General features: G+C 60.1%; 12 protein-coding genes. 6 read left to right on the forward strand and 6 right to left on the reverse strand.

Annotated elements, in window-relative coordinates; all coding sequences use genetic code 11:
* Nucleotides 1-13 precede the first annotated feature (13 nt).
* The 4 genes from AAC126_RS03635 to AAC126_RS03650 all read right to left on the reverse strand — a co-directional run bounded on the left by AAC126_RS03635 (nt 14) and on the right by AAC126_RS03650 (nt 4,240).
* Nucleotides 14-652, reverse strand: coding sequence for a pseudaminic acid biosynthesis-associated methylase (locus AAC126_RS03635; protein ID WP_339850169.1), 639 nt, complete (start codon nt 650-652; stop codon nt 14-16).
* Entirely contained in the window at nt 621-1,400 is a 780-nt protein-coding gene (locus AAC126_RS03640) for a WbqC family protein (protein WP_339850171.1), read from the reverse strand. The genes AAC126_RS03635 and AAC126_RS03640 overlap by 32 nt, the downstream gene beginning before the upstream one ends.
* A 9-nt stretch (nt 1,401-1,409) precedes the next feature.
* Nucleotides 1,410-2,300 (reverse strand): class I SAM-dependent methyltransferase, encoded by an 891-nt coding sequence (locus AAC126_RS03645; protein ID WP_339850173.1) that lies wholly within the window; start codon nt 2,298-2,300, stop codon nt 1,410-1,412.
* A 146-nt stretch (nt 2,301-2,446) separates the two neighbouring features.
* Nucleotides 2,447-4,240 (reverse strand): AMP-dependent synthetase/ligase, encoded by a 1,794-nt coding sequence (locus tag AAC126_RS03650; protein ID WP_339850175.1) that lies wholly within the window; start codon nt 4,238-4,240, stop codon nt 2,447-2,449.
* A 112-nt stretch (nt 4,241-4,352) separates the two neighbouring features.
* On the opposite strand from AAC126_RS03650, the gene AAC126_RS03655 reads away from it, so the two are divergent.
* From AAC126_RS03655 to AAC126_RS03670, 4 genes are all read left to right on the forward strand, one after another.
* The gene (locus AAC126_RS03655) at nt 4,353-6,137 is read left to right on the forward strand and encodes a M3 family oligoendopeptidase (RefSeq protein WP_339850177.1); all 1,785 of its coding nucleotides are present in this window, start codon (nt 4,353-4,355) and stop codon (nt 6,135-6,137) included.
* A 29-nt stretch (nt 6,138-6,166) separates the two neighbouring features.
* The gene (locus AAC126_RS03660) at nt 6,167-7,195 is read left to right on the forward strand and encodes a D-cysteine desulfhydrase family protein (RefSeq protein WP_339850179.1); all 1,029 of its coding nucleotides are present in this window, start codon (nt 6,167-6,169) and stop codon (nt 7,193-7,195) included.
* A 180-nt stretch (nt 7,196-7,375) separates the two neighbouring features.
* Nucleotides 7,376-8,677, forward strand: a complete 1,302-nt coding sequence (locus AAC126_RS03665) for a DUF1835 domain-containing protein (protein WP_339850181.1) — start codon at nt 7,376-7,378, stop codon at nt 8,675-8,677.
* Between the two features lie 118 nt (nt 8,678-8,795).
* Nucleotides 8,796-9,518 (forward strand): hypothetical protein, encoded by a 723-nt coding sequence (locus tag AAC126_RS03670; RefSeq protein WP_339850183.1) that lies wholly within the window; start codon nt 8,796-8,798, stop codon nt 9,516-9,518.
* Between the two features lie 21 nt (nt 9,519-9,539).
* Here AAC126_RS03670 and AAC126_RS03675 read toward each other — a convergent pair whose 3' ends face one another.
* A complete protein-coding gene (locus AAC126_RS03675) occupies nt 9,540-10,244 on the reverse strand; it encodes a DUF1028 domain-containing protein (RefSeq protein WP_339850185.1) in 705 nt (234 codons plus the stop codon).
* A gap of 81 nt (nt 10,245-10,325) precedes the next feature.
* On the opposite strand from AAC126_RS03675, the gene AAC126_RS03680 reads away from it, so the two are divergent.
* The gene (locus AAC126_RS03680) at nt 10,326-10,568 is read left to right on the forward strand and encodes a hypothetical protein (RefSeq protein ID WP_339850187.1); all 243 of its coding nucleotides are present in this window, start codon (nt 10,326-10,328) and stop codon (nt 10,566-10,568) included.
* Here AAC126_RS03680 and AAC126_RS03685 read toward each other — a convergent pair.
* Complete coding sequence (locus tag AAC126_RS03685; protein ID WP_339850189.1) at nt 10,565-11,050, reverse strand: helix-turn-helix domain-containing protein; 486 nt, start codon at nt 11,048-11,050, stop codon at nt 10,565-10,567. The two genes, AAC126_RS03680 and AAC126_RS03685, sit on opposite strands and share 4 nt — an antisense overlap.
* Before the next feature lie 95 nt (nt 11,051-11,145).
* On the opposite strand from AAC126_RS03685, the gene AAC126_RS03690 reads away from it, so the two are divergent.
* Nucleotides 11,146-11,775 (forward strand): cation transporter, encoded by a 630-nt coding sequence (locus tag AAC126_RS03690; RefSeq protein ID WP_339850191.1) that lies wholly within the window; start codon nt 11,146-11,148, stop codon nt 11,773-11,775.
* Nucleotides 11,776-11,951: the final 176 nt, after the last annotated feature.

The following is an 11,951-nucleotide window of genomic DNA, read 5'->3' on the forward strand; positions in this document are numbered from 1 at the left end:
ATATACAGCCCAGCTATTCTTCGCGTTTGAAAACCCACCAGTTTGAATCACCAAACCCGGTCAGTTTATCCCAGAAGAACCCGGCCTCAATAGGACGCCAACCCGGATTTTTTTCCATGAAAAGCTCACCGTAGTCCGCTTTCCAGAGCATCTCGTTCTGGCCGCGATACTCAATCTCCTGCAGGTGTTTGGAATAATACTCCGTCATCAACACGTACTTGTTTGCAACACGCCCAAGTTCTGAAAGGGCCGTATCCAGAGAATCCGGTTCCACATGAATCAGGACGCCAGATGTAAATGCCATGTCGAAATGGCGGTCCGGAAACGGAATTGATTGCAGCCAGCCTTCGACGATATTGCCTTTGGCTGTTACGCCCGCTGCGATCGCTTTGGCACGGGCCTTTGCATTCGGCTCGATCGCATGGAGTTCAGCGGAGGTGATATTCGACAGCGCTCGTAGGGCGATGCCGACATTGCAGCCGCATTCCAGAATGGACGCGGGTGGATCGGCTGCCATGCATTCCCACATTTTCGCGTATGCGCGAGTGTAGTCGCGCACGCGTTCGGCTGTTGCGGAGTTACGTTCGGCATAGGCATCGCCGAACCGGCCCCGCCATGTATCAAGCTGCGCCGTAATTGTTTTCTCGTCCACCGGACTCACTCCTGGAAATACTGAAGAATTCGAGAGCTGGTATCGGATCACGGTGACCTGAGCGAAGTATTGCTCCAGCCTGTTCTCCGGCATTAAGTAGCAGATCCACGATAGACATGAAGCCTAGGAATCCGGATCCGCACTGCGGGTAGATCGGGTGATCATAGCGCTGGAACACCACATCGATGCCTGCCTCTTCGAAACGCTTTATGCCATCCAGTCCAATATAGTCCGCGGAGCCGGGAGCGCTGACATAAGTATCGGCGCCGTAAAGGCGGCAAATCTCAATCAGGCGCATCACGCGGCCATCGAATTTTGGAAGGGATTGAGCGCGGACCGTTTTCGTGGTGATCCCTAGACGCTCCATCGCGAAGAGGATGAAAGCGATGTTTACGTCCGCGAGGCAGGCGCTGTCAGAAATGGATGACAAATGATCTGCCAATGCCGGAAATTCTCTCTCAAAGGCCTGAGCGCTCGCATATTCCTGATGCAGGGTCTTTGCGAATTTACGCATGCGGCGTTCAGGGTGAACAACCGCAGTGTCGAGACTGGTACCTTCGCTGAAGCGAGCGGAAACAGGCAGGGAGATCCACTTGCTGCCGTGGCTGGTCTTGACTCTGTTGCGGCAGTGCCAGGATTGCTTGGAGAATTGCACGGTATCGAGGAAGACGAACTGATCGACTTGGTCGATCAGATCGAAATATCCCATCCAGGGAAGCCATGTCGGTTGCATGATCGCAACGCGCATCTTCGTCTCCTAGGCGCGCCTCCCGGCGATGACCATTGTCCGGCCGAGTCCGGCTTGCCCGAAGGCTTTATAGAGGCGTCTGCGGACGTCAGTCGGGACAGACCGTTCGAATGCGACACGCCGGTTGTGGCAATCGGCACCGAGTGTACGGTCTGAAATATAGTCAAAGCCGAGCAGAAGCCATAGCTCCATCGGAAACTCACCGTGCCGATGAAAGGGCATCACCCCGACATCGTGCATCATGGCTTCGACGGCATCGAAGGTGAGGTAGTTGATATGCCCTGGCGGTGAGACCCACCACTCTTCCAGACCAAGAGAATCGACAGCAGCCATCTGCAGGGCGTTAAAGTCATTTCCTCCCCGGACGAGCAAAACCCCGCCAGGCTTCAGTATCTTGGAGGCAATCCTCAGGTTGTCTGCCGGATCGTGGGTGAACTCTAGAACGTTGTTGAAGACGATGGCGTCGAGGCTTTCAGGCTGGATGGCTCCATCTTGAAACAGCCCGTCCAAGGATCCTTCGAGAGCCTCCAGCCCCTTGGATTTGACCGCGGCGACGGCATCGCCGGCCAAATCGATGCCGAGCGGTTCAAGTCCGGCCTGTTTCATGTCACCGACAAGATCTCCGAGCCCGCATCCGACCTCGGCGGCCCGCTTCCCGGGCGCATACTCCAGCAGAATGTCGATCACGTCTTTATGAACGGTTTCGCGGAGCCATTTTTCCTGGTCCGCCGCCTCTTCGCCGCCCCGGTTGGCGCGTGCAATATCGACGGCCAGTTTACCTTGCTCTATGAGGTCGTAATATTGTTCTGCATAAAAGTGATCGAGAGATTCCCGCGTTGGCATTGGATCAAGAACGCGATGCCCGAAATGCGGGTTCGGCTTTGTGCTGTAGTTGCTCAATGTTCTGAGCCTTTCATTTCCGAACCGTTTTGGCTGGAGTAGATCGCCTTATTCTAGGCAGTAACCATGTTGATTTTAAACAAACCCGAGAGCGTTTTGCCAGTTTTGTTTCACGCTCCGTAAGAGAGCATTTGCCGGCTTGCCTCTCAGTTCCGTGCATAGAGAGCAACCAGCCGGTCTTCATAGGCGTCCCGGATCAAGTGCCTCTTCAGTTTCAGGGTTGGCGTCATCATGGTGTTCTCTGTGGTGAAGGCTTCGTCGGCAAGAATGAACCGCCGGACTTTTTCCATTTGTGAAAGCCGGCCGTTTCCGCGCTCGATAGCCGCGCCGACGGCCTTCACGAACTCCTTGTCCTCCCGGAGTGCGGAGAGTGTTGGCTCGGCGTTGCGTGTCGCGGCCCATTCCTCGATGAATGTCTGTTCCGGCACCACGACGGCCACAAGATACGGGCGTTTATCGCCATAGGTCATGACCTGGGCGATCTCGGGCTCGACGGTCATCTGACCCTCGACCCGGGCCGGCGCGATATTGTCGCCACCGGAATTGACGATGATGTCTTTCTTGCGGTCGGTGATGTGGATGTAGCCGTCCTCATCGATCCGGCCGATATCGCCGGTATGCAGCCAGCCGTCGATAATGGTGCGGGCCGTCGTTTCCGGATCGCCCCAATAGCCTTTCATCAGCAACTCGCCGCTCACCAGGATCTCTCCGTCCTCGGCGATCCGGACCTCGACATCCTTCAGAGGCGGGCCGACCGAATGGATCTTGTTCGGGGAGCATCGATTGCATGCCACGACGGGCGAAGCTTCGGTCTGGCCATAGCCTTGCAGAATACGAATTCCGAGAGACAGGAAGAAGATTCCGATATCCGGATTGAGTGCTGCTCCCCCGGAGACGAAAGCTTTCAGCCTGCCGCCGAAACGTCCGGCGACCTTCTTGCGCACCGCTACATCGAGCAGGGCATTTTCGGCGCGTTCGAGCAAAGAGAGGCTCTTCGGGTTGCTGTAAGCCTTGCCGCCGAGCGCGACTGTGCGGTGGAACAGTTTCGCACTCAGTCCGCCCTTGGCATCGACGCCGCGACAAATCCGGTCATGCAAAACCTCATAGAGCCGCGGAACGGCGGTCATGATCGTCGGCCGGGCTTCGGTCAGGTTCAGGGAGACCTTTTCCGGGCCCTCCGCATAGTAAATCTCCGCGCCGATGGAGATTGGAAAATGTAGCCCGCAGATATGCTCATAGGAGTGGGAGAGGGGGAGCAGAGAGAGGAAAACCTCATGATCCAGGCCGAGGCCCCTGAGCAGGTCATGCGCGCCTTCGCAATTGGCCAGCAGTGAGCCATGCGTCAGCATTACCCCCTTGGGACGCCCTCCGGTACCGGAGGTGTAAATCAGGCTGCAGACCTCGTCGCGTTGCAGCGTCGCGGCCCAGTCGGCAGGGTCTTCTTCTGATGTCTCGCCGCGCCGCAGGAACGTATCCCAATCAGTGATGGTGAGCGTGCTGCCGGGCGTCTGGCCGAGAGTTTCTACCGTAATCAGCATCGTACAGCCTGCCGCTCCCTCGGCGGCGGGCAGAACCTTTTCCACCAGGCGGCCGGTAGACACCACGGCGGCTTTCGCGCCGCTATCTTCAAGCACATGGCGGTAATCGTCGGTGGTGTAGGTCGTGTAGGTCGGGACCGCGATGGCGCCGGTCGCCATGATCGCAAGGTCCGCGATCACCCATTCCGGCCGGTTCTCGGATACGATCAGGACGCGGTCGCCCTTCTCAATCCCGCTCGCCCGCAGGGCTTTCGCGAAACGCCGGACGGCATCCCCGGCCTCGCCATAAGTCATGGGCTGATAGGTGCCGTTCTGCTTGGCCCACAGGAACGGCCGGTCGGAGAGCGCTGCAGACTGATCGAAGAACAGCGTTGCGAGATTTCGTACTGCCTTGTAGTCCATTATTGGTATTTCCTCCCATGGCCGCTCATTTTCCGGTGGCTCTGGTTGAGACTAACAGACGAACGACCGGTTGAGCGTTCTCGCTCGCATAATGAAACGAATGGATACTCAGATGGCCGATGCCGCACAATCCGAACTTGGCGTTCTCCCCGAATGGGACCTGTCCGATCTCTATCCCGGACCGGACTCGGAGGCCCTGACCAAGGACCTGGAGAAGCTTGCAGCGGATGCCAAGGCTTTCAAGCAGCGTTATGCCGGAAAGATCGCCGGTCTGGATGGCACGGAGCTCGGCCGGGCTATCCAGGCCTACGAGCTGATGGACGAGATCACGGGACGTATCATGTCCTATGCCTATCTGGTCTATGCGGGGGACATGAGCAGCGCCGAGAATGGCAAGTTCTTCCAGTCCATGCAGGAAAAGGTCAACGCCGCCGGGACGGACCTGTTGTTCTTCACGCTGGAGATCAACCGGATCGAGGAGGCGGATCTTGAGGTTAGCCTGAAGGCGCCGGAGCTTGCCTTCTACAAGCCGTGGCTGCGTGACGTCCGGGCCTTCCGTGATCACCAGCTTTCCGATGAGATCGAGGAGAAGCTGCACGAGAAGTCCGTGACGGGGAAATCCGCCTGGGTCCGGCTTTTCGATGAGACTTTCGCCCGCCTGCGCTTCCCGTTCGATGGCAAACAGCTCACCTCCGCCGAGGTACTGGACAAACTGAGCCACAAGGATGGCGCGATCCGCGAGAAAGCGGCGAAGAGCTTCGCCGGTGTGCTGAAGGAAAATATCGGCCTCTTCGCGCTGGTTACGAACACGCTCGCCAAGGACAAGTCCATCGAGGACAAATGGCGTGGCTACGAGCGGCCGATCTCGGGGCGCAACCTGGCCAATCAGGTCGAGGACGAGGTGGTGCAGGCGCTCTCCGATGCCGTGACCGGTAGCTATGACCGGCTGTCGCACCGTTATTATGCGCTGAAGGCGAAATGGTTCGGTGTCGATGCGCTGAACTACTGGGATCGTAACGCGCCGCTGCCGGACGACGATGACACCACGATCCCCTGGGCCGAAGCCCGGAAAACGGTGCTTGATGCTTATGGTTCTTTTTCGCCGGATCTGGCCGAGGTCGGCCAGCGGTTCTTCGATAATGCCTGGATCGATGCGCCGGTACGGCCGGGCAAGGCGTCTGGTGCTTTCGCGCATCCGACGGTGCCGAGCGCGCATCCCTATCTGTTGCTGAATTATCAGGGCAAGACCCGGGACGTGATGACACTGGCCCATGAGCTTGGCCACGGCGTGCACCAGGTGCTCGCCGGCAAGCAGGGCCAGCTTCTGTCCGACACGCCGCTTACTCTTGCGGAAACGGCGTCCGTCTTTGGCGAGATGCTGACCTTCCGCGCCGTCCTTGCCTCCAAGACCGATCCGAAGCAGCGCCGGACGATGCTGGCCAGCAAGGTCGAGGACATGCTGAACACGGTGGTCCGGCAGATCGCCTTCCATCAGTTCGAGACCAAGGTGCACGCGGCCCGCAGCGAGGGCGAGCTGATGCCGGAAGATCTTGGCGATATCTGGATCGAGACCCAGAAGGCCAGCCTCGGCCCGGCGATCAAGTTCGACGACGATTACCGGACCTTCTGGTCCTACATCCCGCACTTCATCCATTCGCCGTTCTATGTCTATGCCTATGCTTTCGGTGACTGCCTGGTGAACTCGCTCTACGCGGTTTATCAGAATGCCGAGGACGGCTTCGCGGAGAAGTATCTGGAGATGCTGTCCGCCGGTGGCACCCTGCGCCACAAGGAACTGCTCGCGCCCTTCGGCCTCGATGCCAGCGATCCAGCCTTCTGGTCCAAGGGACTGGATGTGATCGACGGCTTCATCACCGAACTTGAAGGCATGGAATGATGACGGGGCCGGACGCGCTGCAAGACCGATTGGATGGGTTTCCGCGCGTCCGGCTCGGACATTTCCCGACGCCGCTGGAGAAAATGGAACGGCTGGCCGGGCATCTCTCGGAGGAGCTTGGCGGGCCGGTGCCAACGCTTTGGGTGAAGCGGGACGATTGCACCGGTGTCGCCACGGGCGGCAACAAGGTGCGCCAGCTCGAATATTCCTTCGGCGCCGCAAAAGCCGCCGGGGTCGATACGGCGGTGATCACCGGGGCGGTGCAGTCGAACTACATGCGCACGGCGGCCGCCTTCGCCGCGAAGCTCGGTATGGAGGCCCATGTCCAGCTTGAGAACCGGGTCGAGGGCATGGGCGAGGAATATCATAAGTCCGGCAATGTGCTGCTGGACCGGATGTTCGGCGCCCACATGCACCACTTCCCGCTCGGCGAGGACGAGAAGGCGGCGGATGCCAACCTCAACAGCATTGCGGCGCGGCTGAAGCGGGAAGGCAAGAACCCCTACCTCTTCACCCTGTCGGCGGACACCAAACCGCTGACATCCCTCGGCTATATGCAATGCGCGCTCGAGCTGCTTCAGCAGGCCAGTGAAGGCGGCATGCAGTTTGATGCCGTGGTGGTGCCAAGCGGCAGTGCCGCCACACATGTCGGTACCCTGCTTGGGCTGCGCCTTGCCGGGTATACCATGCCGGTGCATGGCATTTGCGTGCGCCGGGACGCGAAGAGCCAGACAGAGCGTGTTCTTTCCATCACCCGCCTGGCGGAAGACATGCTCGGTTGCGGCGAGATCGTCCCCGAGAGCGACGTGCAATGCCATGACGACTGGTTCGGCCCGAGTTATGGCAAGTTGGTGGAGAGCACGTTTGAGGCCATCGACCTCGCCGGTCGTCTGGAAGCGTTGATTGTCGATCCGGTCTATACGGCGAAAAGTCTGGCCGGTCTGATCGGCCTCACCCGCGCGGGCGCCTTCGAGGGCATGGAAAACGTGCTCTACATCCATACCGGCGGCCTGCCGGGCGTCTTCGCTTATCGTTCCGCGCTCTATCCGGACGGGTAAACTAAATTCATCCTTTTGATCAGGCCGCTCTTGATCGCGCGCATCGGGGCTGCAATGCTTCCGTCAACGCCCTCTCGGCGTCCTGTCCGCGGAAAGGGCTGCGCCCATCCTGACTGATCGATAACAGATCGATTTCCTTGCCTGCTGGCGGACACAGGCGATAACCGACGAGGGAATCGTATGTCTAAAGCCAACGAGCCGGCACTGGCCGTTCCGCGTGATTATTTCGGCGGACGGCTCAATCTCGAACAACAGAAAAAGCGTGCGAAAGAGCTTCTGAAAGCTGTCCGTGACGGCGATGCGGATGCTGTCGTCCGATGGGAAGCTCATCATCCGAAGGGCGCCGCGGCCGGGCAGCTGCTTGCCGATGCGCAACTTGTCATCGCGCGGGAAAACGGCTTTCCAAGCTGGCCGCGCATGAAGACGCATATCGATACGCTGCGTATTGCCCGCCAGCGCATGGAGGCGGGGCGCCCGCTGGTGCCGGATAGCGCCGACATGGTGCATGTCCGGTGTGGCGAGGATATCCGGCACAGCCTCAAGGTCGCGGGCTTTGCCGGTGCTTTCGTCGAGTTTTCCGACCCCTATTGTCAGGGGCCGGTGCCACGCCTCGACCGGGCGGCCTTTCTCGACAAGCGCTCTGAATTCATCGTGTCCGGATATGATCGCTCATTGAAAGACGCCAGGGACAGGCTCGAAGCGGAGTACGGCGCGGTGGACGCGCTCGGAGAGGGCGACCGGGTGGTGCTCTGGTTCGAGCATGACAGCTACGACCAGTTGATCCTTGCCCGCCTGCTGGCGCATTTCTCCCGGCTTGATGAGCGCCCGGACCTGCAGATGATCTGTGTCGGCAAGGTGCCTGGCGTGCAGGGCTTTGTCGGGCTCGGCCAGTTGCATCCCGAAGTGCTGCTCTGGCTTTGGGAGAACGAGTTGAAACCCGTGACCGAGGGTCAGCTCGCGCTTGGTGCTGAAGTCTGGAACGCGGTGACGGACCCGGACCCGACAGAGCTTGACCGGATCGTCCGTGACGGCACGCCCGCGTTGCCGTTGATGGCACCGGCGCTGCGGCGGCATCTGCGGGAGCTGCCCTCGGCACGCACGGGGTTGGGCCTGACACAGGCGCTGTCGCTGTCGATCCTTGCCAGGGCGGATGGTCAAAAGCTAACTGCAGGTCGGATCTTTCAAGCCCTGATGACCCGGCATGAGCTGCTGCCGTTCCTCGGAGATCTGATGTTCTGGCATGCTCTCAAAGATCTCTCCGCCAGCACGGAGCCGGTTATCGCGGCGGACCCGGAGACAGCGGATTTGCCCTGGCCGAAACGTGCCTATGCGTTGACGGAGGCCGGCCGGCGGGTGCTGGCGGGGGAGCTGGATTACCTGAGTATCGCGGGCGCGCCGCGCTGGATCGGCGGTGTGGAGGTGAGGCCGCGTGAACCAGCCTGGCGCTGGGATGAAGAGGGCGGGGCCGTGCGCAGGGCCTGATCGCTGGATGGCCGGGAGGGCCGCTCTTGGAACGGGCCTCCCGTGCCTCTACCATTACCGGATGATTCGCGAATGCTTCACCTATCTCACAACCCCGTGCCCGGCGCCTTACAGGCGGATGGGGTATTTGCGGGAATGCGTCGGTATCGAAAGCCGGTATCGGCGGAACCGGAAAGCGTGGGCATCGCATCTGGAAGAAAGCCGCACGCTGATGCTGGAGGCGGCCGGGCAATGCACCGCGCGGGACACGGTTCTGATTTTCGGCGCCGGTCTGCTGCATGACATCCCACTGGCGGATCTGCTCGGCATGTTCCGGCGCGTTATCCTGGCGGACCTTCTCTTCATGACACCGGCCCGGCGCGCAGCGCGACGGGAGGAGAGGATCGAGCTGGTCACGCTCGACGTCACCGCCTCGCTCACCTCCCTTGCCGAAGGAAACACCACGCTGACACAACCGACAGCCTATCTGGACGACCCGTCAATCTCGCTGGTGATCTCCGCCAGTATCCTGTCCCAACTCTCCGTCGTCCCGAACCTTTATCTGGAGAAGCGCTTCCGGCAGAGCGAGGCGGAAAGCGAGCAACTGGGGCAGGCTCTGGTCCGCGCGCATCTTGCCTATCTCGGTGCGTTCGAGTGCCCCGTGGCACTGGTTGCCGACGAGGCACACATCATCCGAGACCGCTCCGGCGCGGAAACCGCGACGGTCTCCGCGCTGCATGACGTGCCACTTCCGGCGGGCGGCCGATCCTGGGACTGGGATATCTGTCCGCTCGGGGAGATCGACAGGGATCACTCGGTGATGCACCGGGTGAGAGGCTATTCGGATTTTTCTGCAATTTGATTGGTGAGTTGTCGGGGTGTGCTAACGGCCCCGTTCCCGCTGAACAAACGCATCCCGCTCCGCGTCATCGACAATGCCCGCGAAATCCCCGATCCCGCCCATGGTGCGCATATAGGCGCGGCGGCTTCCGGCATAGATACCGAACAATCTTCTCAGTTCGGTGACGGGTTCCGGGTGGTCGTCGATGCGGATGTCGGCTTCGGCGTATGGCTCGCTTCCCTGGATGAGCAGGGCGGCCGATTGCTTGCCGCGTTTGTCGCCGCCTGCGGCTTCCCCTGCCTCCAGCGCCATCAGCAGGCGGTCGCCGAATTCGAGGCCCGCGCTTGCTTCGTACTTTGCCAGCGTATCGGCGACTACCGCAGGACCGGCCAGCATGTTGCCGGCGACGGTGACGTTCTCTCCCGTCAGGTGCCCGCACCACTCGACGCAGTTCGCGCCGGTATGGGCGAAGATATTGCCTTTTGCATCGACGCCGTGCACCTGGCGGATTTCCCGGCCTTCGTCGTGGGCGAGTGTCATGGCTAGGGCTTCGGTCACCGGCAGGCCGCGCGTCATCAGGTCAATTGCGAGCGGGCCGTGCAGCGGATTTGTGTGGGCCTGGGTGGAAATGGCGCCGACACCGGCCCGGGACCAGGGGCAGATGGCGCCAACGGCGAAAGCACAGGTCGAGACCGCAATGCCGAAACGGCCGCTTTTCGGATCGCGTGCGACGATTGACCACGTCATAAACTGTTCCCGTTTTTGTCGATTTAGAGCAAGAGTGCGCCCATATTCTGAGTTTGGTCAAATCATGCTGGGCGATAGGCAATGCGTAATATAATTCTGCTCGCCGTGGGTCTTTTTGCGCTTCTGGGGTTCTCCCTCTGGGGCGTGTGGGAGATGTGGTTTGCCATTGATGAAGACGTTCAGATCAGCATCCATGGCTTCATCGCTCTGGCCATCGGGTCTTTCTTCACTCTGCTGCTGGGTGGCGGACTGATGTGGCTGGCCTTCTACAGCTCCAAGCACGGCTATGACGAGCGGGCGGGCGATCCCGAGGACGAGCGTTAATCCGGCGCCCGGTACGGCATGGTCTCCACCGGCTCGTGGCTGGTGGTGCAACATTTTTCGTGATCCGACAGCACGTTGATAACCCGGCAGTCCGCCACGGTGCCGTGCGAACAGCTTTTCAGCATCCGGGCCAATTCTCCTTCCAGAGCTTGCAGACGGCCGATCCGTCTCCGGACTTCGCCCAGATGGCGGCTGACAATTTCGTCCGCTTCTGTGCAGGAAGCCGCGGGCCGGTCGGTCATGTCCAGCAATTCGCGGATGGCATCCAGGGGAAAGCCAAAGTCGCGGGCATGCTTTATGAAGCCCAGCCGGTCGAGCTGGTCTTGGCCGTAGACCCGCTGATTGCCTGCCGTGCGGGCGGGTTCCGGCAATAGGCCGATGGACTCGTAATAGCGAATGGTCTGCACCTTTGTACCTGTCTGACGGGCAAGATCGCCAATCGGATAGCGCGGGGCTGTATCGGTGATGGCAGGTTGCGTCATGGCTTTCTCGATTTTTCGCTCATTCTCTCTTGAACCTACAGTCGCTGTAGCTCCCATATTTGGGATCAACGAGGTGATTTGTCGAGGAGCGAGCCATGGCCGGCTGTTGTGGTCACGATCATGAGAATGTGGTTTTCGAAGGAATGTCAGCGGCTTACCGTCGGGCGCTCTGGGCTGTAATTCTGATCAACGGGGTGATGTTCGTTGTCGAGATGGCGGCCGGGTTTGGTGCCGGGTCGATGGCGCTGAAAGCGGACGCGCTCGATTTCCTGGCCGATACCGCGACCTATGCCCTAAGCTTCTACGTCATCGGCAAGGCGGCGAATGTCAGGGCCGGTGCCGCGCTGTTCAAGGGGATATCCCTGGCTTTGATGGGGATCTGGGTATTTGGCTCTACCGCGTATCAGGTTCTGGTGGTCGGTGTGCCCGAGGCAGCCGTGATGAGTGTGGTTGGTGTTCTGGCCTTTGTCGCCAACATGGCCAGCGTCGGCTTGCTCTACCGGTTCCGGGACGGGGACGCCAATGTCCGCTCCGTCTGGCTCTGCTCGCGCAATGACGCCATCGGCAATGTTGCCGTCGTCCTCGCCGCTGCCGGTGTCTGGCAAAGCGGAACCGGCTGGCCTGACCTTGCCGTCGCAGGTGTGATGGCAAGCCTGTTCTGCTGGTCCTCGTTCCAGATTATCCGGCAAGGGGTTGGTGAGATGCGGGCGGTGTCCGCGACCTGAATGCAGGCTGCCTTGCCGGGCGGATGATGCGTCTCCATTGCAAAAATATTTCATGTTCAACCCTGCGGATTTATTGACTCGCACATGGTGCGGTGCAAAAAATACATGCTCCAAAATAGGTAACTGACGGGGCCAACCTCGCGCCTAACCTAAAAATACGGAACAGGGATATTGAA

The organism is uncultured Nisaea sp., assembly GCF_963974195.1.
Lineage (GTDB): Bacteria > Pseudomonadota > Alphaproteobacteria > Thalassobaculales > Thalassobaculaceae > Nisaea.